Origin of the sequence: Pseudomonas sp. MRSN 12121, from assembly GCF_000931465.1 — a bacterium.
Classification (GTDB): domain Bacteria; phylum Pseudomonadota; class Gammaproteobacteria; order Pseudomonadales; family Pseudomonadaceae; genus Aquipseudomonas.
In genome coordinates this window covers 4,219,734-4,243,891 of sequence record NZ_CP010892.1, presented here as the reverse complement: position 1 = coordinate 4,243,891, position 24,158 = coordinate 4,219,734, and the positions used below count along the sequence as shown (strand labels likewise).

The following is a 24,158-nucleotide window of genomic DNA, read 5'->3' as shown; positions in this document are numbered from 1 at the left end:
TTGTTAGGCGAGTCGGGGCACTTCATTACCTTTGAGCTAACACAGGAGTCACGAGCGAGCGAACCCATGGAAATCCGCCATTTTCGTTATTTTCTGGCCGTGGCCCGGCAGCGCAATTTCACCCGCGCCGCCGAGCAGTTGGGAATTGCACCGCCGACCCTGAGCCGGCAGATCCAGGACATGGAGCAGGCGCTGGGCACTCGTCTGTTCGTGCGCCAGCAGCGCGAAGTCAGCCTGACCGAGGCGGGCGCGGCGCTGATGCTCGAGGCCGAGGCCACGGTGCGTCAGTTCGAATTCGCCCAGCGCAGTGCCCAGCGGGCCGGGCGGGGCGAGATCGGCCATATCGAACTGGGTTATGTCGCTTCGGCGGTGTATTCGGGGCTGTTGCAGAAGCAGGTGCAGCGCTTCAGCCAGCACTGCCCGGACGTCAGCCTGAACGTGCGCGAACACCCCATGGCGACCTTGCCCGCGGCGGTGGCCGAAGGGCGATTCGACATCGGTTACATCCGCTCGCCCATGACCCTGCCCGAAGGGGTCGAGGCCATCCGCCTGGACGCCGAGGGGTTCGTCCTGGCGCTGCCGGCGCAGTCCTGGCTGTGCCGCCTGCCGGAAATTGCCCCGGTGCACCTGCGCGACGAGTGTTTCATCCTGCCGGAGCAGATCAGCGGCACCCTGCAGGTCGCTGCGGAGGGGGGCTATGCGCCGAAACTGGGGCCGCAACCCGGCGGCCTGGTGGCGGTGCTGGCCCTGGTGTCCCTGGGACAGGGCGTGGCGCTGGTGCCGGAGTCGGTGGTCGGGCATGTGGGCCTGCCCAATGTGCTGTACCGGCCCGTGCAAGGCAGCGCGGCGGCGTCCTGGCTGTCGCTGATCCATCGTCGTTTCGAAAAGGCGCCGGCGGTGGCGCGGTATATCGAGCAAGTCAGCAAGCAATCTCGCGGCGAGAGGCAATAGAGTGGCTTGCAGGCCCCAGGCTGTCGGCGGGTGGACGGGGAGCGAGGCAGCCGGCGCTGGCCGCATTAAGGGCCCGATAAGATCTTGAAATAAATTCCCGATAGGAAATTTCCCTTGAGGTTGTAGGATTCAAGTCCGTTTTTCCTCACAGGACTTGCATGAACACCCTCTTGGAGCCTCCCGGTCGTCCTTATCCCGGGTCACCACAGCCTTTCCCCCCTCGATTCGCCTCAGGGTGCCCTGCACCTGTCATGAGGCACGGCCCTGGCGCCGCACTTCCTGTTTTCCACTGCTCGCCGCCGCTTGTCGCGTCTGTTGCGCGTTGGTCCTCGTTCGCGGTCCAAAGGCCACGTCGCCTCGCCTTGCCGTGCCTGGCCGTTTGAATTCACTGGAGAGATAGAGTCGTTTTATGGAATGGATAATGGATCCCACGGCCTGGCTTGGCCTGTTGACCCTGATCGTGCTGGAGCTGGTGCTGGGCATCGACAACCTGGTGTTCATCGCGATCCTCGCGGACAAGCTGCCGCCGCATCAACGAGACCGGGCGCGCATCATCGGTCTGTCGTTGGCGCTGATCATGCGCCTGGGCCTGCTGGCGAGCATTTCCTGGCTGGTGACCCTGACCGAGCCGCTGTTCGAATTGTTCGGCAAGAGCTTCTCCGGCCGTGACCTGATCATGCTGTTCGGCGGTGTGTTCCTGCTGTTCAAGGCCACCATGGAGCTGCACGAACGCCTCGAGGGCCACGTCAGCCAGCGCACCGGCAATGCCGCCTACGCGCTGTTCTGGCCGATCGTCGCGCAGATCGTGGTGCTCGACGCGGTGTTCTCCCTGGATGCGGTGATCACCGCCGTGGGCATGGTCGACGAACTGGCGGTGATGATGATCGCGGTGATCATTTCCATCGGCCTGATGATCGTCGCCAGCAAGCCGCTGACCCGCTTCGTCAACGCCCACCCGACGGTGATCATGCTGTGCCTGGGCTTCTTGATGATGATCGGTTTTGCCCTGACCGCCGAAGGCCTGGGCTTCCACATCCCTAAAGGCTACCTGTACGCGGCCATCGGTTTCTCGATCCTGATCGAGCTGTTCAACCAGATCGCCCGGGCCCGGCGCAAGAAGTCCATGCAGGGCCTGCGGCCGATGCGCGAGCGCACGGCCCATGCGGTGCTGCGCCTGCTGGGCGGCCGCCGCCTGGAGGTGGAGGAAGTGGGCGAGGAGATCGCCGACCTGCTGGACAATGGCGAGGCGCCGAGCGCCGAGCTGTTCGACCGCCGCGAGCGGGTGATGATCAGTGGCGTGCTGCAGTTGGCCGAACGGCCGATCCGCACCTTGATGACGGTGCGCGCCGACGTCGACGCCATCGACCTGAACGACGATGCCGAGACCATCCGCGCCAAGCTGATGCATTCGTCCTATTCGCGCCTGCCGCTGATTCGCGACGGCGCGGTGGAAGAGCCGCTGGGCTTCGTGCACAAGAAGGAGTTGCTCAAGGAATACCTGGCCGGCCACGAGCCGAACCTGGCGCACCTGGCGCGTACCACCCTCAACCTGCTGGACAGCTTCTCGATCCTCAACGCCCTGGAGCAGATGCGCCAGGCCTCGACCCACATCGCCTTCGTGATCAACGAATTCGGCGACTTCGTCGGCGTGCTGACGATGACCGACATCCTCGAATCGATCGCCGGCGAGCTGCCCGACGCCAGCGAAATCGAAGGTCCTGACATTGTCGAAGAGCAGGGCGGTTTCACCGTCAGCGGCGCCCTGAACCTGACGCAGATCCGCCAGCGCACCGGCTTCCACGCCGAGCCGAGCGACGATTACCAGACCCTCGCCGGGCTGGTGATGAGCCTGCTGGACCGCTTGCCGGTGATCGGCGACCAACTGGTCTGGGAAGGCTGGAGCCTGAAAGTGCTGACGGTGGAAGAGCGCCGGGTGACACGCGTGCTGCTACAACGGCTGGACGCCGACTGACGCAGCAGACAAGGGAAAAAAGCCGGACGCGAGTCCGGCTTTTTTTTGCCTGGCGTATGGCCGCTGGGCGGCAAGAGTGACTGATTAAGTTTTGCTTAAAAGCTTTCAATACTGCGGCTGATTATCATTCCCGTACGGCTGTCGCAGACTGGCCTCGTGTCTCCACGCGCCCTGGTTCTTGCAGCGAGGGTCCTGAAACGAGCGGTCTATGTCAGTCATTCCCGCAATACCCTCGCGGCCAGCCCCGACCGAGTGTCCCGCCATGGCGCCGCTGTCGGCCACGGCGGCGATTCACTCCGCGCTGGCCTGTTGCCAACTATTGCTGCAACTGACCCGAGAGCGCGCCCCGGATGCCGCGGACCCCGGCGACGAGCGCGACTTGCGCCGGGCAGTTAAGGCTTACGCCCAGGCCGCCGATGCCGACCTGCGCTGTGAACGCCTGGCCCTGGCCCGGCTGACACCGAAGATGCTGCCCCTGGTCTGGCGCGACCGCAGCGGCGCCTTTCTCCTGCTGGCCCGGCTGTCCGACGCCCAGGCGCTGGTGCAACGACCTGCCGTGCACAGCCCTGAAGTGCTCGATCGCGCGCAACTGGCCGAGCAGTGGTCCGGGGAGGTGATCCGCCTGCGCCAGGGTGGCCTGCGTTTCGACCTGTCGTGGTTCGTGCCGGAGCTGTTGCGGCATCGGCGCATCCTCGGCGAGGTGCTGCTGTGCTCGTTGCTGTTGCAGGTCCTGGCCCTGGCGACCCCGCTGTTCTTCCAGGCAGTGATGGATAAGGTCATGGTGCATCGGGCGCTGTCGACCCTGGATGTCCTGGTGATGACCCTGGTCGCCGTCGGCCTGTTCGAGGTGTTGCTCAAGGGCCTGCGCGAATACCTCGCGGCGCATACCGCCAATCGCATCGATGTCGGCTTGGGGGTCAAGCTGTTCCGTCATCTGCTTGGCTTGCCGTTGCTGTACTTCAAGCAGCGCCAGGTGGGCGCGATCATCACCCGGGTGCAGGAGCTGGACAGCATCCGCGAATTCCTCACCGGCTCGCTGCTGACCCTGTGTGTCGACGTGGCCTTCACCCTGGTGTTCTTTGCCGTGATGGCCTGGATCTCCTGGCCGCTGACGCTGTTGGTGCTGCTGACCCTGCCGCTGTACGCCTTGCTGGCCTGGGCCAGCAGCGGCCCGCTGGAGCGACGCATCGAGCGCCAGTTCTACAGTGCCGCGCGCAACACCGCGTTCCTCAACGAAACCGTGAGCAGCACCGAAACCATCAAGAGCCTGGCCGTGGAGCCGCGCATGCAGCGGCGCTGGGAGGCGCAGACGGCGGAGATGGTCGAGGCCGGTTTCGCCAGCCAGACCCTGGGCAGCGCCATCAGCCAATGGGTGATGCTGCTGCAGAAAGTCACGGCGGTGGTGGTGATCTGCTGGGGCGCGAGCAAGGTGATCGAGCTGCAGATGACCATCGGCCAACTGATCGCCTTCAACATGATGCTGTCCCACGTCAGCCAGCCGGTGGCCAAGCTGATCGAGGTCTGGCAGCAGTTCGTGCGGGTACGGGTGTCGGTGGACAAGCTGGGCGACATGCTCAACCTGCCGGTCGAGCAGGCTGCGGACGATCGGTCGCCGGCCCAGGCACTGCGCGGCGAGGTGCGCGTCGAGCAGGTCGCGTTCCGTTACCGCCCCGAACTCGAGCTGGTCCTGCGCGGCCTGGACCTGCATATCGCCGCCGGGCAGACCCTGGGCATCGTCGGGCCGTCCGGGTCCGGCAAGAGCACGCTGACCCGCTTGCTGCAAAAACTCTACACCCCCGATGCCGGGCGCATCCTGATCGATGGCATGCCCCTGCAGCAGCTGCCGCCGGCCTGGCTGCGCAGCCAGATCGGCGTGGTGCTGCAAGAGAACTACCTGTTCAACCGCAGCGTGCGGCACAACATCGCCCTGCGCCAGCCGACCGCGTCCCTGGAAAACGTGATCGCCGCCGCGCGCCTGGCCGGCGCCCACGATTTCATCCTGCGCCTGCCGCGTGGCTACGACACGGTGCTGGCCGAAGCCGGCAGTTCGCTGTCCGGCGGCCAGCGGCAACGCATCGCGATCGCCCGGGCGCTGATGGGCGACCCGCGGATCCTGATCTTCGACGAGGCCACCAGCGCCCTGGACGACGAGTCCCAGGCGCTGATCCAGGACAACATGGCGCGCATCGCCGAAGGACGCACGGTGATCGTTATCGCCCATCGGCTGTCGGCGGTGCGGCATTGCCAGCGCATCATTGCCCTGGAGCAGGGACGTATCAGCGAATCGGGCAGCCACTCGCAATTGCTCGCGCAAGGCGGTTGCTATGCACGGCTGTGGGCGTTGCAGCAGGCGCTGCGCAAGGAGGACGAGCAATGAGGCGCGTCGGCTTGCCGGCCTGGCTGCGGCGCGGCTGGCACGGGTTGCGCGGGGCTCCGGCGCTGCTGGGGCGTACCCGCGACGAGTACGAATTCCAACCCGGCTACCTGGAAATCGTCGAGCGCCCACCTGCGCCCTGGGCGCGTGGCACGGCGCTGCTGCTGGTGCTGTCGATCCTGCTGGCGCTGGGCTGGGCGATCCTCGGCTTCCTCGACATTCATGCCAGTGCCGCCGGGCGGCTCATGGTCTCCAGCTACACCAAGGTGATCCAGGCGCACGAGGCGGGAGAGGTGCGGGCGATCCATGTCCGCGACGGGCAACGGGTCCGGGCCGGGGAAGCGCTGGTGGCGCTGAACCCGATCGGCATCGACGCCGAGCTGAGCGAACTGCGCGCCCAGCTGGCATTCAAGCGCCTGGAACTGGCCCAGGCCGAGGCGCTGTTGAGCGCCGACCCGCTGCACAGCTACCAGGCACCCCCCGGGCTGGAACCCGAGCAGATGCTGCAAGCCCGCGAGCAACTGGCGAGCACCTGGAAGGAGATCAGCGCCAACCTGGACAGCCTCGATGCCGAGATCGCCATCAACCAGGCCAGCCAGCAGGCCCGCAACAGCGAGATCGCCGCCCTAGGCAAGCTGGCCGGCAATGTCCGTCGTCGCCTCGATGCGCGCCGGGCGATGGCGGCCGAGCAGCTGTTGCCCCGAGTCGAGCTGCTGGAGCAGGAAAAGGAACAACTGGAGGTCGAGCGCTCGCTGGCCCAGCAGCACGCCGAACTGCAAGTGCTCAAGGCCCAGGCCCGCAACCGCCGGGAACAGCGCGACGGTTTCCTGGCCAGGACCCGGCGCGAGCAGCACGAAGTACTCAACCGCGCTCGCCAGGATATCGCCGTGCTCGAACAGCAACTGATCCGCGGACGCGATCGCCAGCGCCTGCAAACCCTGCTGGCGCCGGTGGACGGCGTGGTCCAGCAACTGGCGGTGCACACCCTGGGTGGCGCGGTGCAGCCGGCGCAGCAACTGATGGTGATAGTGCCCGAGGGCGCCGAGCTGGACGCCGAGGTCATGGTGCTGAACAAGGACGTCGGTTTCGTCAGGGCCGGCCAGCCGGTGGAGCTCAAGGTCGACGCCTTTCCCTACACCCGCTACGGCACCCTGCGCGGTACGGTTGCCCACGTTTCCGGCGACGCCATCAAGGACGAGCAACTGGGCCTGGTGTTTCCCACCCGGATCCGCCTGGAGCGCGCTGCGATTGCCGCGGGGGGCGGCTGGATGCCGTTGCAGGCCGGCATGAGCGTGACCGGCGAGATCCGCACCGGCGAACGGCGGGTGATCAATTACCTCTTGGGGCCGATCCGCGAGTATCAGTCCGAAGCGTTGCGGGAGCGTTGAGCATGAGTAATGCGTTCAATCCCGAGGCCGAATCCCCCACCCTGTTCGATACTGGCCTGCATGCGCTGGCCTGGGCCGCTCGGCGGTTCGACCTGAGCGTCAGCGCGGCGCAACTGGAGCACCGCCTGGGGCGAGTCGAAGGCCTGGCCGACAGCCTCGACCTGCGGCGCTGCGCCGGCTGGATCGGCCTGCGCGCGCGGGCCGTGCACAGCCAGGCGCAGCGATTGCAGCATCTGCCGCTGCCGGCCTTGCTGGAAACCCGCCGCGGCTGGGCCGTGCTGGACGCGGTGGAAGGCGACCGGGTCCGGTTGTTCTGGCCCCTGCAGGGCGTCTGCGAGGACCTGTCCCGCAACGAGCTGGTGCAACTCTGGCAGGGCCAGGTCCTGCTGCTGGCGGAGCGGCATGCCGGGCTCCAGCGCGCGGGTTTCGGCATCGGCTGGTTCCTGCCGTCGATCCTCAAGCACGCGCGGCAGTTTCGCAGCGTGCTGCTGGTGTCGCTGATGCTGCAACTGGTGGCGCTGGTGACGCCGCTGTTGTTCGAGAACGTCATCGACCGGGTCCTGGTCAGCCGTGGCCTGTCGAGCCTGCAAGTGCTGGGCATGGCGATGCTGGCCCTGGCGCTGTTCGAGCCCTTGTTCGGCTTCCTGCGTTCCTGGCTGTTCAGCCACCTGGCGAGCAAGGTCAACGCCGAGCTCTCCGCCCGGCTGTACCAGCACCTGATCCGGTTGCCGCTGGGGTACTTCCAGCAGCGCCAGACCGGCGAGATCATCGCCCGGGTCGGCGAGATGCAGCAGATCCGCCAGTTCCTCACCGGCTCGGCGCTGACCCTGGTGCTGGACCTGGCGTTCTGCGGGCTGTTCATTGCCGTGATGTATGCCTACGCGCCGCTGCTGACCTGGGTCGTGGTCGGCTCCCTGGCCCTGTACTTCGTCTTCTGGCTTTGCGTCGGGCCCTTGCTGCGCAGCCGGGCCCTGCGCGAATACGAGTTGAACGCGGCCAACACGGCCTTTCTCACCGAGGCCGTGACCGGCATCGAGACGATCAAGACCGGGGCCGTCGAAAGCGGCTTCCAGCAGCAGTGGCAACGGCAACTGGCGGCCTATGTGCGGGCGGCTTTCCACACCCGCATCGTCGGGATCTGGGCCGGGCAGGGCATCGGCGTGATCCAGAAACTGACGGCCGCGCTGCTGCTGTGGTGGGGCGTGATGCTGGTGCTGGACGGTCAGTTGAGCCCCGGCCAGCTGGTGGCCTTCAACATGCTGGCCGGGCATGTGGTGGAGCCGATCCTGCGCCTGGCCCAGGTCTGGCAGGACTTCCAGCACACGCTGATTTCCCTGCGCCGGCTGGGCGACATTCTCGATACCGAGTGCGAGAGCGGCAGCGGTGGGCTGGCTTCGGTGCCCGCGTTGCAGGGCGGCGTGAGTTTCCAGGGCGTGCGCTTTCGCTACGAGGAAGACGGCCAGGAGATCTTGCGCAACCTCGACCTGGAGATCCGCCCGGGCGAGTTCGTCGGCATCACCGGGCCTTCCGGCTCCGGCAAGTCGACCCTGACCCGCCTGCTGCAACGCCTCTACATCCCCCAGCATGGGCGGGTACTGGTGGACGGTATCGACCTGGCCATCGCCGACCCGGTGGCGCTGCGCCGCAACATGAGCGTGGTGCTGCAGGAAAGCGTGCTGTTCGCCGGCAGCGTCGCCGACAACATCCGCCTGTGCCGGCCCCAGGCCAGCGCCGCCGAAGTGCGCCACGCCGCCAGCCTGGCCGGGGCGGCGGGCTTCATCGAAGCCCTGGCCGAGGGCTATGAGACCCAGGTCGGCGAGCGCGGCGGCCAGCTGTCCGGCGGCCAGCGCCAGCGCATCGCCCTGGCCCGGGCGCTGCTGACCAACCCCGGGATCCTGCTGCTGGACGAGGCTACCAGCGCCCTGGACTACGAGTCGGAAGCGGCGGTGATGGCCAACCTGCAAGGCATCACGCAGGGCCGCACGGTGATCAGCATCGCCCACCGTCTCAATACCCTGCGCCACGCCGACCGGATCCTGGTCATCGACCGCGGCCAGGTGCTCGAGCAGGGCAGCCATGAACAGCTGCTCGCCCTGGACGGGCTGTACGCCCGGCAGTGGGCCCTGCAGATGAAGGATTGACCCACCGACGGCAGGAGTACACACGAACCAGCCAGGCCTCCCCATCCCCGATATCCGTATCGCCAGGCGGCCTTTCGCAACGCGAAGGGCCTCGCTCAAAACAGACAAAGGATCACCGCAATGGCTTTCATGTCCAAGGACTTCACGCGCCTGCTCAATACCCTGATCAACCAGCGGATCGAAGGGTCGGGCAGGCAGACCGAATGGTTCCACATGACCTCCGGCGAACGCGCCGAATACGTCAGGCAGGTCGGCGAGCGCCTGCTCGACATGCAGCAGAGCACCCTCAGCGTGCTGGCCGCGCAGCACTTCCAGATGCAGGACAACCCCGTCTCGGTCGGCGACCAGCTGCAGGTGCTCAAGCAGCGCCGCAAACAGATGAACAGCATCGCCGACACCCCGGCGACCAGCGCCTACAAGCAGCAGCTGGACCGCGACATCCTGCTCTACAGCCGGCAGCAGACCGCCATCACCCACTACGACAGCACCTGGAACAAGGCCCTCAGGTTGCTGGAAGCCCAGGGCCTCAAAGACGGGACATCGGTCAAGCAGAAAGAACTCAAGGCGCGGGTCGAGCGCCTGGAACGGCAATTGAGCCTGCAGGTCGCCGACTCCACCTTCACCCAGTCCTACGTGACCCTGTTCTCCGAGCTGCAGGCCTACAAGGAGGTCAGCGCTCGCTACGACAGCCTGCTCAAGGCGCCCGCCGCGCAGGAGGGCGCTGCCCGTGCGGCGCTGGCCAAGCCGCCGCGGGCTTCCGACGAATTGCCGGTGAACATTTCGCTGCTGATGATGGAGGAGCGCCCCGGCTATATCCGCATGAACGTGGCGCTGGTCAATGCCAGCACCGACGGACGCTTCAAGGATTTCTTCCTGGAGAACGGCCGGCTGGTGGTGCCCACCGACGGGGTGCTGAATTTCTTCTTCGGCACCGCCGCCCGCTCCCTGGCCTGGCAGCAGCAGTACCGGCTCAAGAGCGAGCCGCCATCCTCGCGTTCGCCGACTTTCGCCCCCATCCGCTCGGTACTGGTCAAGACCGCCTTCGTCGAGCAGTACTTCGCTCACCACCTGGTCTCGGAAAGCACCCTGCGCGAAGGCTTCAAGGCCCAGGTGCTGGGTAACGGCCACAAACTGCTGCTGACCAACGTCGATCGCAAGGTGCCGAACCAGGTCGGTATCCAGGTTTCCGGCCAGGCGCCGACCACCACGGCCCCGCGCGAAGTGCCGCTGGCCGGTGCGCTCAGCGACCTGATCAACCAGAACGCGGATATCGCCAGCTTCCAGACCATCGGCCTGGAGGACTTTCACCGCAACAGCTACCACCCGGACCGCGACGGGCTCTTCGTCGATATTCATGAGCTGGAGCGCTCGGTGGGCTTCGCCGAGCGCCAGTACCTGCTGGAAATGCCCGAGGGCAAGGAGTTCCGCTCCGCCACGCCTTTCGCCGTGATGACCGTCGATGGCGACAAGGTCAGCAGCAGCCATTTGAGCCGGGTGCAGACCAAGGCCCTGTACCAGTACAGCGCGGCGTTCTTCGACAAGCTGGAACAGCTGCGCGAAGGCGGGGACAAGGCCCGCCGGCTGTTCAAGACCGACAGCGAGCGCGACACCTTCATGCAGCAACTGGCGCGCTTGCTCGAGCGCAACCACATCACCCCGGCCGGGGTCCTGGTGCCGGAACACAGCCGCAGCAGCCTGCGCGACATCAAGGGCAACAACCTGAACAAGGTGCTGTGGGAGCAGGCCTTCGCTGCATCGGCCTGGCAGAGCCACGATAACGATGCGCTGCTGTTCGACCTGGCGAACCGCCTGGCGAACGAACCGGCGCTGGCCAGGGCCCTCAACGGCGGCTACGTGCAGAGCGACATCGCCCAGGCCAAGTTGCTCCTGGCGCCGGCGTACGAACCGTGGCGCGCCCAGGCGATCGACGCGGAACACCAGCGGGTCGCCGCCGCCAAAGCGGCGCAGCACCCGAACAATCCGAACGTGCCGGTGTTCGATCAGGTCGCGGTCGAGCGCTCCCTGGACGACAAGCTGTTCAACCTGTTGCTGCGCGGCGCCGACAGCCTGCAAGGCGGCGACGCGGCACTGCGCCCGACCGTCGCGGCGCTGCTGGCGAGCGATGCCGGTCGCAGCCTGCGCAAGCAGGCGCTGTTCCACGCGCTGCGCCCGGTGGCCGACAGCCTGTCCAAGGCCGCGGTACCGGTCAACCCGCATGCCGCTCTGGCGCCCCAGGGCGCGGCCGACAAGGTGATGATCAACAACCGGCTGAACCGTCCCGACCCTTACCTGATCCTCAATACGCACCCGGGGCAGGCTCAGGCCGAGGGCGATGCGGTGTACCGGATCGAGGACGACAAGTACCGCAGCTACAACCAGTTCCGGCCCGATCCCGGCAATGAAGCCACACGCTACATGAACGATTTGGACACGCCGTTCGTGGGCGGGATTTCCGGGACCACCCAGACCGTCAGCAATGCCTTGCCGGAGCTGTTCGGCGGCCCGCTGAGCGTCAAGCAGTACTGGCAGTTCCAGATGGCCAACGCGGCCTTCATGATCCGCAACGGCTATCACTCGTTCTTCGAGACCCTGTATGTCGCTGCGCGCTATGAGCCGCGAGGCGAGGGCAGCATCGGCGCAGAGCTGCTGCAGATGTTCGACCGCTACCGGGCCGAAGGCCGCCAGCAGCTGTTGGAGGGCGAGTTGTATGACGGCGTGATGGCGCGCGTGTTGCCGCTGGTCAATCAGGGCCTGGCGCCGGCCGAGGAATTCCATCCGCCGCGTTTCACCCGCATCGGCCCGTTGCCAGCGCTGCTGGGGCAGGCGGCGCAGGACCAGCAGCTCAAGAGCGGGCTGGCGTCGCTGGGTGGCGGTGCCGAGCCGCGCCAGGGCAGCGCCGACATCCACCAGTTCGCCGCCGACCCTGTGCAGTTCGCCAAGACCCACACCCTCAGCGCCGAGGCACTGGTCAAGTCCGGCCGTTTGCCGGCCGAGGGCCATGCGCAATTGGTGAAGGTCGGCACGAACCTGTATGAACTCGAATACACCGGGCGAGGCGCCCAGGGAGGGGCCGGTGGCGACAGCGTGCCGGCCTACTTCCTCGGCTACAACGGCCCCAACCAGGCCAATGCCGCGCCGGCCTACGTGGACATTCCCAAGCACGCGGCCGCGGGCAGTTTCCTCTTCACTGGGACCCTGTCGGGCTGTTCGCTGGTGGTCACCAGCCTCGACGCCAATACCTTCCGGGTCTATCACGATGGCCGGGTCAACAGCTCGCTGCTGTACGACAACGTGGTGATGGCGGTCGACTACAAGGATTACCAGGTGGCCGGCACCGCCGAGGGCCTGGCCGCGGCCTACATGCAGTACCTCGACGGCCAGTGGCAACTGGTATTCCAGCGCCAGGAATACCAGCGCGACGGGCAGACGGTCTGGCCCAAACTGCGCGAGGGCGCGCAACCCCTGCAGATCCAGACCGCCGACCCTCGGGTGACAGAGCGCAATCGGGCTGCGTTCGCCGCCTATCGCGAGCAGGTGCACCAGAACCTGAAGAAGGTCGCGACCCAGTTCGGGGTGCCGGTCGAGGGGGTGGCCGATGGGGTCTACAACGGGGGCGCGTTTTCTCCCGAACATCCGGCGATCGCCGCCTGGAACCGGCTGCGCGAAGAGGTCCAGGCCAAGGTCAGCGCCGATATCCAGCAACTGACCGACAAGCGCTTCCGCTTGCAGGACGAGCGACGCGGGGCCAGCGACAAGGGGCTGATCGATCAGCAGATCAGGCAGATCAACCTCACCCAGGACCACTACCGGGCGCAATACGACCCGGTGCTGCGCGAAGCCGGCTCGGTGGAGAAGACCTGGCTCTGGCAGCAGATCAAGGCCAAGGACGGGACCGCGGCGGTGGTGCGCACCGACGATAGCGCCATCCAGGGCGGCGGCGAGGAACGTACCAGCAGCGTGGGTGAGCGTTATGCCGTTGCCGAGGCCTATCAGCGCGGCGCGCGAGGCACGGCATTCAGTGACGGCATGCGCGATTTCCGGACCATCGGCATTCCCGCGGTCGACGACAGGATGTCGTCCCTGGAGATGAAGCAGCTGTTCCTCGACGGCCAGCTCACGCCCCTGCAGCGTGGGGCCCTGAGCGCACGCATCACGCAAGCTGCCCAGGCCGAGTACATCGACAAGGTACTGCGCCAGACCGCAGTGTTCAGCGAAGACTTCCAGCGTGCCGGCAGCGTCTACGGCCAACTGGCGCCGCAGGATTTCTACCTGCAGCTGGTCGGCGACCACTACGGCGGCCGGTGCTATCCCTTGGTCCGGGCGATGGCCGTGGCCCTGGCCAGCGGTGGCGAGCGCGGGGTCAACAGCCTGGTACAGAAGCTGTTCCTGGCCTCGGCCGACCCGCAGGCGGGCAGCTCGACGCTGCTCAAGAACAGCCTGATCCGCCTGCACTCCAACGTCGACGCCATCCAGGCCTCGAAGGAAGTGGGGCGCGTCCAGCTGGCCGACGTGGTGGCGCGCCTGGCCAAGATTTCCGGTACGTCGATGTTCGCCCTCAATACCCAGAACCACTCGATGCTGGTCGGCAGCACGGTGACCGCCGGGGGCGGCCAGCGCTACTACTTCTATGACCCGAACGTGGGCATCTTTGCCTTCGACAGCAGCAAGGGCCTGGCCAAGGCCATGGAGCAGCACCTGGTGTCGCGCAAGCTGGCGGCGCACTACGGTTCGTTCGGCAGCCAGTCGGCGCCGGCCTTCAACCTGATCGAGATCGACACCGGCAGGATGGCCCAGGTGCCGGTGGGCAACGGCTTGAACGTGGCCGACCTGTCCCGGCCCGAGGAACTGACGCAGGTGATCGGTCAGCAGCGTGAGGCGGAACGGGTGGTCGACGCCGGCCGGCGGGCCAGTGAAGACCTGCGCCTGGGCACGGCGCTGAGCACCTTCGACGCCGAGCAGTGGGGCGAGCGTTTCTTGGCCGCCAGCACTCGCCTGGCCCGGGAACACCGGCTGGGCAGCGAGTGGATGCCGGTCATCGCCACCACCGACGAGCGCCAGGGAGGCGGCTACCGGGTGCAGTTCATCAACCGCGACCAGCCCGAGCAGACCCGCTGGCTGGAGACCGGCGATGAGGCCTTTGTCGGCTTCCGGCGTTTTGTCGACGAGCACATGAGCGTGCTCAACCGCCATTTCAGCCTTGAACACGGGCAGATACGGCCCCGTGCCGGTGTCGGCGAAGCGGCGCCGGTGGACGGCTTGAACGCCGGATTCGCGGTGCAGACGCTGATCCAGTGGTTCGCCGACCGCAATCGCAAGGACGCCAGCCAGGGCACGGTGTCGCCGGACCTGGCCACCGCCCTGAAGATCCACAGCTACCTGGGCCTGGCGCAGATGGCCCATGGCACCGTGCAGGATGTGGCCAAGGTCACCGCCCTGGTGAAGACCGCGTTGCGCGGTGAGGTGGTGGCCGCCGAAACCTCGCTCAAGGACTTTGCCTCGAGCCTGGGCCATACGGTCAACGAAGGCGCCGGGGTACTGTTTGGCGGGGCGATGGTGATCCTCGATGCCTATGAACTGGCCCACGCCGACAACGATGTGCAGAAGGCGGTGTACGGCACCCAGCTGGCTTTCGATTCCGCCAGCTTCGTCACCGGTGCGGCGGGAGTCGGTGCCGGCCTGCTGGGGGCATCGACGGCGGGCGCCGTGCTGGGCGGCGCCGGGGTAATCCTTGGCGGCCTGGCGGTGGGCTTTACCGCCCTGGCCCAGGCCTTTGGCGCGGTGGCCGAAGACGCCAAGGCGGTGGGACGCTACTTCGATGCGCTCGACAAGGCCTACCAGGGCAATGGCTACCGTTACGACGCGGAAAAGAAAGTGCTGGTGCCGCTGCCCGGCGCGGTGGTCAAGCGCCTGGACCTGCGCAACCAGCAGATCGGCTTCGACAGCCAGTACATCTACCGCACCCACCACGGCTCCACCGGTTCCGGGGCGATCAACTACTTCTTCTGGGCCGGGGACTTCCCGCGGATGATCCACAAGCGCGACGAGGCGATCGAGGTGCGCAGCGGCATCGGCTACCCGCAGGCTTCCCAGGCGCTGGCGCACGGCGACAGCACGACGGTGATCCTGCCGGGCACGCCCAAGTCCTACATCAGCTACGAGTACATGATCCTGCCCGGGTCCACCACTCGCCACGACACCGGTTTCGACGTGATCCGCCGGCTCGAGGAGGACCGGCGCTTCGACTATGACTTCTATATTTTCCCGAGCGAGGAGACGATCCGGCGGATTCGCCAGGAGTACGTCGATACCCCGGTCGAGGTGATCCTCGATTCGCGCAACCGGCAGTTGATCGTTCCCGAGCTGCCCAAGGAACTGCGCGGCTACCTGCGCTACGAGATCAAGGGTGCCGGCGGCGAATACCTGATCGGCCTCAACGAGGGCGCACGGGTCAAGCTCAGCAGCGAAAACAGCGTTGCCGCGGACCCGCAGGTCCATCTGCCGGATATCCACCCGCTCGAAGGCCAGCCGCAGGATGTGCGCTACAGCGTGGCGAGCAATACCCGGTCGCGCTGGATCATCGACACCAGCCAGCTGGCCAGCGACCACATCAGCTTTGCCAGCAACCGGCTGGAGATCGGCGGTGTGACGGTCGAACTCGACCCGACGCAGAACGGCCGGGTGCTGGTAGTCAATGGCCAGGGCGAGGTGCGCGAAGTCGACTTCGCCAACCGGACCGCCCAGGTGATAGTGGAAGACGCGAGCCAATGGCAGGTGCCGGGCCATCGCATCGAGCAGCACCTGAGCGAACTGGCCAAGGCCCACCAGTTGCACGGCCAGTATGTGGCGGTGGAGAACTACACCTACGAGGGGCGCAATGTCGGCCAGGCGTTCTACGAGGTCGCCAAGAACCGCATGCTGTTCACCGACACCCAGGTCGAGCAGGCCCGGCATGCCCAGCTGGGGGCGGTGGTCGGCGCGCATGCCTACTTCGTCGACGCCGAGAATGCCGCGGCGTGGCGGGTCGATATCGCCACCGGCAAGGTCGACGCGCAGTTCGCGCCGGCGTTCAACCAGAGCGCAGGCCATATCAGCCGGTTCTGGCAGGAGGGCGACACGGTCTACCTGGCCCGCCGCTATCAGCTCAAGGAGCACGAAGCCGAGCTGACGTACCGGATTGGCGCGGACGGCATGGAACTGGTCGGCGTGGTCGGCGACGAGGTGCTGCTGCAATCGTCGGCGCGCACCGGCCAGCATGGCGATACGCTCAAGACCCTGCTCCAGGGCTACGAAAGCCAGGCCACAGGGCGGGCGACCCCGGTGTACAGCCTGGGCGCGCCCATGATGGAGCCGAAGGCCGCGGCACTGGTGACGGTGTTCGGCGTGGATAACGCGAACGTGGCGCACCGCTACTGGGTGCGCACCAGCGACGGCACCCTGATCAAACCGAACCTGGCGCCGCCGACGGGGCAGCAGCCAGCAGTGGACGCCCAGGGCAAACCCCGGAGCGCCTGGCCGATTCCGCCGGACCTGGTGTTCGCCGGCAGCATGCCGCAGCGCGCCGGACAGGAAGTATTTTTCTTCTACAGCCAGCGGGAGAAGGTGCTGTTCCGCCAGGAAGGCCCGGGGCAGCAGGTCCTCGACGGCAGCCAGCCAAGCGCCTTGCGCCTGGACATCCCGGCCCTGGCCAACGTGCTCGAACTCGGTGGCCACCTGGTGGCCGTGACCGAGGACGGGCGGGTTGCGCGGATCGAGGCGAGCGGGCGCCTGAGCTATGAAGCGGTCAACGAGCATTGGCTGAAGAAACACGGTGCCTGGTGGAAGGACCTGGCCAGTGTCACCGGCAGCAACGCCACGCTGGCGGTGTTCGGCGCCAAGGCCGCCGACGGCAAGAGCGCCTTGCCGGTGTGGTACCACAAGGGCCAGGTCGTGGTGGCCTCGCCCGAGCTGCAGGGCAAGTCATTGCAGTTCCTCGGCTTCGACAGTGCCAGCTCCAGCGCGCGATTGTTCGAGCCCGCCAGCCGTAAGCTGTACCTCCAGGCGCCGCTGCCGGCCGAGGCGCTGGCGACCGCGTTCGGCACCGACGAGGTGCTGGAGGCCACGGCACAGCTGCCCGCGGCCACACCGCTGATGCCCGAGCTGCAACTGCAATCGGCGGTCCAGGTCGACGCCGGATTGCGTTTGACCACGGTGCAGGGCGAAATCCTGCTGCGCACCAATAGCGGCGATGTGCAACTGGTGGCGGTCAACAAGGGCTGGCAACAGGCCCGGCTGGGCAATCTGCCCCAGGCCCTGGCCGAGGTGGCCGGTCGCTGGGGTACCCAGGGCGTGTTGACCCTGCAAGGCACCGATACCCTGGGCTGGTTCGATGTCGCCAGCGGGCAGGTGTTCGCCAGCACGGGCATCCCCGCCGCGGGCGGCCTGCGCTTTATCGGGGTCGCCAGCGCAGCGCAGCCTTCGGCCTATGTCTACAGCCCGACGGAACAGGCGCTGTATCAGGTCGGGGAGGGCGCGGCGCACAAGCTCGGGCACTACGGCAATGTCGAGCGGATCGGCGCTTCGCTGCTGCTGCAGGGCGGGGGCGCCGACAATCGCCAGGACGAACTGGCGCCGCCGTTGATCGCCGGGGTCGACAGCGTGGTGCTGCATGGCGGCGCGGCGGGCGATACCTATCGCCTCAGCGCGGCGACGTGGGCGCACTACCGCACGGTAATGATCGACAACGCCGACCCTGGCCAGGCCCTGGACCGTCTGATCATGCCGGCGATCGATGGCCAGGACCTCCTCGTCAGCCGTCAGGGCGAGGACGTGCTGCTGACCGACACTGGCACCGGTACGGCCCTGGTGCTGCGTCACGTGCTGGGCGAGCAGGCTGCGGCGCAGGGGCACTTGCAGATCGAGCTGCCGGGCGACTCGTCGGTGATCGGCATCGAGCATCTGCTGGAAGGGTTTGCCCAGGCGGGATCGACCCGGGACGGGGTGTTCGAGCTGGCTTCACGCGAGCGCCGCGCGATCCCGGAGACCAATGCCATCGCCTCGGCGATGGAGGCCGAGGGGCCGAGCCTGGCCAAGCTGAGCGGGGCCATGGCGGCGTTCGCCGACACCGGCGGGGCGCGCGAACACCTGCCGCAGAACCGCCAGGCCGCCCAGGCGGTGCTGGTGCCGCCACTGTCATGAGTTAGCGGGAGAACCGCAGGAGGGGCGCAACGCCTCTCCTGTTTTCCGACGCTGGAGCCCGGCTTCAGCGTCCCTTTCTTTACGTAGAACAGAGCATGAACAACCCCATGATTTCTCGACAGCGAGCCCTTGCCGGCTGGCTGTTCGCCTTGCCGCTGCTGGCCGCTGCGCCGGCTGGCGCCAACGGGCAGTACCCACCCCGGGCTTTGCCCAGCGACCTCTGGCGGGTGTATCAGGATGCCCGGCAGAACAACAGCGCCCTGGCCGCCGCCCGGGCCGACCAGGCCGCGCGCGCCGAGGCCGTGCCCCAGGCCCGTGCCGGCCTGTTGCCGACACTGTCGGCCAACGCCGAGCTCAACAGCACCAGCACCTCCCTGCATCAGCCGCGGCAGGACACCCAGCGCAGTGGCACCAGCTACCAGGCGGTGCTCAACCAGCCGATCTTCCGTGCCGACCGCTGGTTCGCCCTCAAGGCCGCCGAGGCCGAGGACCAACAGGCCCAGCTGGAACTGGCGGCCGCCGAGCAGAAACTGATGCTCGACAGCGCCCAGGCCTATTTCGGCCTGCTCAAGGCCCAGGACGCGCTGGCGGCGGCCAAGGCCGAGGAGGCAGCGCTCAAGCGCCAGCTCGAACTGGCCGAGAAAGGCTTGCAGTACGGCCTGTCGGACCGCACCGACGTGTTGCAGGCCCAGGCCGGGCACGACACCGCGCAGGCCAACCGGATCGTGGCGAAGAAGCGTATGGACGATGCCTTCGAGGCGCTGGATACCCTGACCCACCAGCAGTACGAGGCGATCCAGGGCGTGCGCCACGACATGCCGATACTGCTGCCGGAGCCCAACGACGCCCGGCGCTGGGTCGCCACCGCGGTCCGCCAGAACCTCACGCTGCAAGCCAGCCAGCAGGCCCTGGACGCCACCCGGCAGACCCTGAGCGCGCGCAAGGCCGGGCATGCGCCGACCCTGGACGCGGTGCTGCGCTACCAGACCGGCGACAACGACAACCTCGGCTATGGCAACAGCGACATCCGCGGCAGCGGCTATGGCGGCAACGTCGAACAGCGCTCGGTCGGCCTGCAACTGAACATTCCGTTGTTCAGCGGTGGCCAGACCCGTTCCCAGGTGCGCGAGGCCTACCAGCGGATGAACCAGCGCGAATACCTCAACGACGACCTGCGGCGCCAGGTGGTGGAGCAGACCCGCAATCTGCACCGCGGTCTCAATAGCGGTGTCGATCAGGTCCGGGCGCGGGGCCAGTCGATCATTTCCAACCAGGGCGCGGTGCTGGCCTCGCAGATGGGGTTCCAGGTCGGCACCCGCAATATCGTCGATGTGCTGGAGGCGCAGCGCCAGTTGTACAACGCCGTGCGCCAGTACAACGACAGCCGCTACGACTACATTCTCGACACCCTGCGGCTCAAGCAAGCGGTGGGCACCCTGTCGCCCCGCGACCTTGAGGCGCTTGGTGAATACCTCAAGGCGGACTACGATCCGGACCGCGATTTTCTGCCGCCGGAATTTCCGCGCCGGCTGGCGCGTCGTTAGGCATGGTCGCCACGACCGGCAGGGGGCGATGACAGGATTCATCAGGTAAAGGGGTTAGGTGGTGCAGGGCTTGAGCAACTTCTTCGACAGCAACCGGCGGTGTTGCTACGCCCTCGGCGTGGCGCTCGCGATCGGTGGCGCGGTGGCGCTGGGCAACTACTACCGCGTGCAGGTCGAGGAGGTCTACCGGGCCAGCGTCGAGCTGCAGACCCGGGAGCACGCCGCGGACCTGCAACAGTGGAAGTCCGACGGTTTTGCCATCGGTGCGCTGTCGATGCTCGGGCGGCATACCCCGTCGCTCAAGCAGGTGATCCAGGCCCACGAGCCCGATGCCGGACTGCTGGAGCGGGCGACGATTCCGCTGAAGACGCTGTCGATGGTGGTGGGGGCCAACCATGCGTTCGTGCTCAACCGCGACGGTGTGGTCGTGGCGGCCTATGACCCGCAGGGCCGGGCGCCGCTGGGGCTGAACGTGGCCTTCCGGCCCTATTTCCAGGTCGCCATCAAGGGCGGCAGCAGCGTCTACGGGGCGATCAGCCTGACCACCGGCACCCGCATGTTCTACATGGCGGTGCCGGTCTACGCCTCGCGCACCCGCCAGGACCAGGTGATCGGGGTGCTGGTGGCGCGCTTCGACGGCAACCTGCTCGATGCCAGCCTGAGCAGGCAGTACGGCGAAGGCTTGAAGATGATCCTGTCGCCCGGGGGCGTGGTGCTGGCCGCCAGCGCGCCGCAGTTCCTGCTCAAGGCCGACCGCGACTGGTCAGGCAGCGAGTTTCGCGACGCCGTCCGCCGGCAGTTCGGCGACTACCCGTTCGCCAACGGGGTGCCCCAGCGCTTGCCGTTCGATAGCCGGCAAGCGCTGGTCAGGCTCGATGGCCGGCGCTACAGCCTGTCTCGGGTCGATTTCGACTGGAACGACCCGAGCGGGCCCTGGACCCTGGTCACCCTGGGCGATCTGGACGCGGTGCTGCCAGCGGAACAGGTGCTGTTGATCAAGGGCCTGAGTGCGGTGGTGTTTCTCCTGCTGTTGTGGGGCGGCCTGCGGCGGCTGGCCGATGCCCGGCGGCACAGGCGCGACGTGGCTCGGATCGAGCAGAGCGAACGGCGCCTGGACCTGGCCCTGCAGAGTGGAGCGCTGGGGTTGTGGGACTGGAACGTCAGCCTGGGGATCGTCATCAACAACGATGTCTGGCTGCGGATACTCGGCTACAGCAAGGAGGAACTGGACCGGACTTTCGGCAACGGCCTGGATCGCTGGGCCGGGCTGGTCCACCCGGAGGACCGCGAGCCGGTCATGGCCAGGCTCAGGGCGCACCTGAACAACGACGCCGCCGAATACCGCGCCGAGTACCGCATGCGCAGCAAAAGCGGGCGCTGGTTGTGGGTGCTGGACGTCGGCAGGGTCATGCAGCGCGATGCCAATGGCGCCGCCAGCCGGGTCACGGGGGTGTTGCAGGACATTACCCGTTCGGTCGAGGCGCAGCAGGCCATCGTGGATAACCAGACCAGGCTGCAGTCGATGATTGCCAATATCCCCGGGGTGGTGTTCCGCAGCCTGCCGGGCAGCGTGCGGCAGATGATTTTCGTCAGCGAGGCGATCGAGGGCCTGACCGGGTTTTGCGCCGCGCATTTTCTGGGCGGCAACCCCTACCGCGAGCTGGTGCATCCCGACGACCTGGCGATTTTCGAGCGCAGCCTGGACTGCGCCAGCTACATGCTCGAATACCGCATCGTCACCGCCAGCGGGGACGTGCGCTGGGTCTACGACAAGGGGCAGACCATCGTCGTGGACGGGGCGGCGCAGTACCTGGACGGGGTGATTTTCGACATCGGCGAACGCAAGGCGGCCGAAGCCCGGGTCCAGCAGTCGCGGCGCGAGGCGGAGCTGGCGACCCAGGCCAAGTCGGAGTTTCTCGACAGCATGTCCCATGAGATCCGCACGCCGTTGAACGCGATCATCGGCATGGCCCACCTGGCGCTGGACCTGCCGCAGGAGCCGGCGCAGCGCGATTACCTGGAGAAGATCGACCGCGCCGCCAAGCATCTGGTGGGCACCATCAACGGTGTGCTCGACCTGTCGAAGATCGAGGCCGGCAAGTTGAGCATGGAGCAGGTCTGCTTCGACCTCGGCGAACTGGTGGACGACGTGTTGTTGCTGGTGCGCCAGCGCGCGCAGGACAAGGCGCTGCGCCTGAGCCTGGACATTCCCGCGGCGCTGCCGCGGCGTTATGTCGGCGATCCGCTGCGCCTGTCCCAGGTGCTGACCAACCTGGTGGACAACGCGATCAAGTTCACCGAGGCCGGGCAGGTCTGCATCGGCGTGTGCCAGGTGCGCCAGTGGAACGACCATTTGCTGTTGTGCTTCAGCGTCAGTGACACCGGAGTGGGCCTCAGCGAGGAGCAGCAGGCCCGGCTGTTCAACGCCTTCGTCCAGGCGGATCTGTCGATCAGCCGGCGCTACGGCGGCAGTGGCCTGGGGCTGACCATCGCGAAGAAAATCGTGCAGATGATGCAGGGCGATATCTGGGTGCACAGCCGGCCGGGACAGGGCGCGGTATTCAAGTTCACCGCGCAGTTGAGCCTGCCGCGCCAGCGCCTGCCGGCGCTGCCGGTCCGCGGCTGTGCGACGCTGGCCCCGCCGCAACTGAGCGGCGACGCGGCGGGCTTGTGCACGCTCAACGACTATGCGCGGCTGCTGGCGGGAACGCGGGTGCTGGTGGTGGAGGACAACCGCCTGAACCAGGATGTGTTGCAGGGGCTGTTGCAGCGCGCCGGGGTACAGGTGGTGATGGTTGCCAACGGCCTTGAGGCTTTGCAATGGCTGCTCGCGGGGGAGCGTTGCGACGGCGTGCTGATGGATTGCCAGATGCCGCTGATGGACGGCTACGCCACCGCTCGACGGATCCGCGATTACCCTCACTTGCGCGCCCTGCCGATCATCGGCGTGACCGCCAGCAGCCTGGCCGATGTCCAGGGGCTGGCGCTGGCGGCGGGGATGAGCGACCTGGCCAGCAAACCCCTGGATGTCCCGGCGTTCTACCGGACCCTGGTGCGCTGGATCAAGGCGCAGGACGTTCCGCCGGCAGGGCCGCCGCCAGCCTTGGCCGAGACCCTACCCAGCGCACACTACCCGGGAATCGACGCGGCGCTCGGCCTGGCGGTGGTGAACCAGGACGCGAATTTGCAACAGAAACTGCTGCGCGATTTTCACGACAGCCATCGGCGCCACGCCGAGCGCCTGTGGCAGGCCCACGCGGCCGGCGACCGGCAAGCCATCGGCTTTCTCGCCCATGGCTTGTGCGGTGCGGCCGGCAACGTCGGCGCCACGGCGCTCAGGCAGGCCGCCGGGCAATTGGAAGCGCAGTGCGCCGGGGATGCCGATCTGCAACCGCTGATCTCCCACCTGTCGCAGTGCCTGGAGACGGTACTGGCTGGCCTGGTCTCGCTGGCCTCGCCGGTAGCCGGTCAGGCGCCGCACGCGAGCGAGCGCACGGACTGCGAACGGCGGCTGCGGCTGGAGCGCCTGGCCAAATTGCTGCGCACCCACAACGCGCAAGCCTTGCACCTGATCGACGAGTTGTGTGGGCAATCGCCTTGCGCTGCGTTGCTGGAGATTCAAGAGCGGATCTACCGGCTGGATTTCCAGCAGGCGGGCGAACGGCTCGGCGTACTGCTCGCCAAGGGCGGGCGCTAGCAGGCCGGTTGCATCAGGTCCAGGTAACGCGCCATGCGCTCCGTGCAGTGTTCGACCAGGCAATGGTGCAACGCGCGCAGCGAGTCGGTGATTTGCGAGCGGTGCGAGACTACCAGGCTCAGGGGCGCGGCGTCGCCCTGCCAGCCAGCGAGCAGGGGCCGCAGGCGCCCCTCGAACAGGTCCTCGACCACATTCAGCAAAGGCAGGTAGACCACGCCGTGGCCGGCCACCGCCCAGCGCCGCGCGGCGTCGCCGTCGTCGCAGCAGAAATGCCCCTGCACCCGCACCTCCTCGACCTGCCCGGGGGCATAGAAGCGCCAGTGAGTCTCCGGCCGGCCGATGCTGTGGCAGATGATGCATTCGTGCTCGCCCAGGTGCTGTGGCGAAGCGGGCTCGCCTTGTTCGGCCAGGTATTCGGGCGCGGCGCAGGCGATGAAGTGATGACGCTTGAGCACGGGCAATTCCACCAGGTCCAGCGCCAGGCTCTTGCCGTAGCGCAGCGCCGCATCGAACCGGCCCTTGAGCAGGTCTTCCTCCTTGTCGCTCAGCGCCAGCTTGATATGCAGGCGCGGTCGTTGCTGCTTGAGCCGGGTGAGCAGGTCGAGCAGCAGGTGCCGGCCCAGGTCGGACGACACGGTGAGTTCGAGCATGCCGTCGTCGTGGGTCAGCGAGCGCTTGCCGTTGGCCAGGATCTTCAAGGCGTGCTGCGCGCTCTCCAGGTAACGCATGCCTTCGGGGGTGAGTTTCATCGCGCGGGTGGAGCGGGTGAACAGACGCACGCCGAGGCGGTTTTCCAGGCGCTTGAGCGCCAGGCTGGCGGCGGCCGGGGTGATCGACATGATGCGCGCGGCGGGCGACAGGCCCTCGAGCTCGGCGATCAGGACGAACAGCTCCAGGTCTGAGAGGTTAGGCATGGG

The 24,158-nt window shown here is 67.1% G+C and carries 9 protein-coding genes; 8 read left to right on the top strand and 1 reads right to left on the bottom strand.

Annotated features, from left to right (window positions below; all coding sequences use genetic code 11):
- The first annotated feature begins 66 nt into the window (after positions 1-66).
- The 8 genes from TO66_RS19220 (at position 67) to TO66_RS19185 (ending at position 23,241) form a co-directional block, all read left to right on the top strand.
- The gene (locus tag TO66_RS19220) at positions 67-951 is read left to right on the top strand and encodes a LysR substrate-binding domain-containing protein (protein WP_044463755.1); all 885 of its coding nucleotides are present in this window, start codon (positions 67-69) and stop codon (positions 949-951) included.
- A gap of 409 nt (positions 952-1,360) precedes the next feature.
- Positions 1,361-2,923: a TerC family protein gene (locus TO66_RS19215; RefSeq protein ID WP_044463754.1), complete on the top strand. Its 1,563-nt coding sequence runs from the start codon at positions 1,361-1,363 to the stop codon at positions 2,921-2,923.
- A 262-nt stretch (positions 2,924-3,185) separates the two neighbouring features.
- The gene (locus TO66_RS19210; protein ID WP_044463753.1) at positions 3,186-5,300 is read left to right on the top strand and encodes a type I secretion system permease/ATPase; all 2,115 of its coding nucleotides are present in this window, start codon (positions 3,186-3,188) and stop codon (positions 5,298-5,300) included.
- The gene (locus TO66_RS19205) at positions 5,297-6,685 is read left to right on the top strand and encodes an HlyD family type I secretion periplasmic adaptor subunit (RefSeq protein WP_044463752.1); all 1,389 of its coding nucleotides are present in this window, start codon (positions 5,297-5,299) and stop codon (positions 6,683-6,685) included. Before TO66_RS19210 ends, TO66_RS19205 begins: the two co-directional genes overlap by 4 nt.
- Positions 6,686-6,687: 2 nt before the next feature.
- Positions 6,688-8,826 (top strand): type I secretion system permease/ATPase, encoded by a 2,139-nt coding sequence (locus TO66_RS19200; RefSeq protein ID WP_044463751.1) that lies wholly within the window; start codon positions 6,688-6,690, stop codon positions 8,824-8,826.
- A gap of 120 nt (positions 8,827-8,946) precedes the next feature.
- Positions 8,947-18,000, top strand: coding sequence for a TcdA/TcdB pore-forming domain-containing protein (locus TO66_RS19195; RefSeq protein WP_044463750.1), 9,054 nt, complete (start codon positions 8,947-8,949; stop codon positions 17,998-18,000).
- 95 nt (positions 18,001-18,095) lie between these two features.
- Entirely contained in the window at positions 18,096-19,544 is a 1,449-nt protein-coding gene (locus tag TO66_RS19190) for a TolC family outer membrane protein (RefSeq protein ID WP_044463749.1), read from the top strand.
- Between the two features lie 70 nt (positions 19,545-19,614).
- Entirely contained in the window at positions 19,615-23,241 is a 3,627-nt protein-coding gene (locus tag TO66_RS19185; RefSeq protein ID WP_052506174.1) for a PAS domain-containing protein, read from the top strand.
- Here TO66_RS19185 and TO66_RS19180 read toward each other — a convergent pair.
- Positions 23,238-24,155 (bottom strand): LysR family transcriptional regulator, encoded by a 918-nt coding sequence (locus TO66_RS19180; protein ID WP_044463748.1) that lies wholly within the window; start codon positions 24,153-24,155, stop codon positions 23,238-23,240. The two genes, TO66_RS19185 and TO66_RS19180, sit on opposite strands and share 4 nt — an antisense overlap.
- Between the last annotated feature and the right edge of the window lie 3 nt (positions 24,156-24,158).

Coding starts and splice junctions, on each gene's coding strand:
- TO66_RS19220 (WP_044463755.1), top strand. CDS start 67: ATGGAAATCCGCCATTTTCGTTATTTTCTGGCCGTGGCCCGGCAGCGC.
- TO66_RS19215 (WP_044463754.1), top strand. CDS start 1,361: ATGGAATGGATAATGGATCCCACGGCCTGGCTTGGCCTGTTGACCCTG.
- TO66_RS19210 (WP_044463753.1), top strand. CDS start 3,186: ATGGCGCCGCTGTCGGCCACGGCGGCGATTCACTCCGCGCTGGCCTGT.
- TO66_RS19205 (WP_044463752.1), top strand. CDS start 5,297: ATGAGGCGCGTCGGCTTGCCGGCCTGGCTGCGGCGCGGCTGGCACGGG.
- TO66_RS19200 (WP_044463751.1), top strand. CDS start 6,688: ATGAGTAATGCGTTCAATCCCGAGGCCGAATCCCCCACCCTGTTCGAT.
- TO66_RS19195 (WP_044463750.1), top strand. CDS start 8,947: ATGGCTTTCATGTCCAAGGACTTCACGCGCCTGCTCAATACCCTGATC.
- TO66_RS19190 (WP_044463749.1), top strand. CDS start 18,096: ATGAACAACCCCATGATTTCTCGACAGCGAGCCCTTGCCGGCTGGCTG.
- TO66_RS19180 (WP_044463748.1), bottom strand. CDS start 24,155: ATGCCTAACCTCTCAGACCTGGAGCTGTTCGTCCTGATCGCCGAGCTC.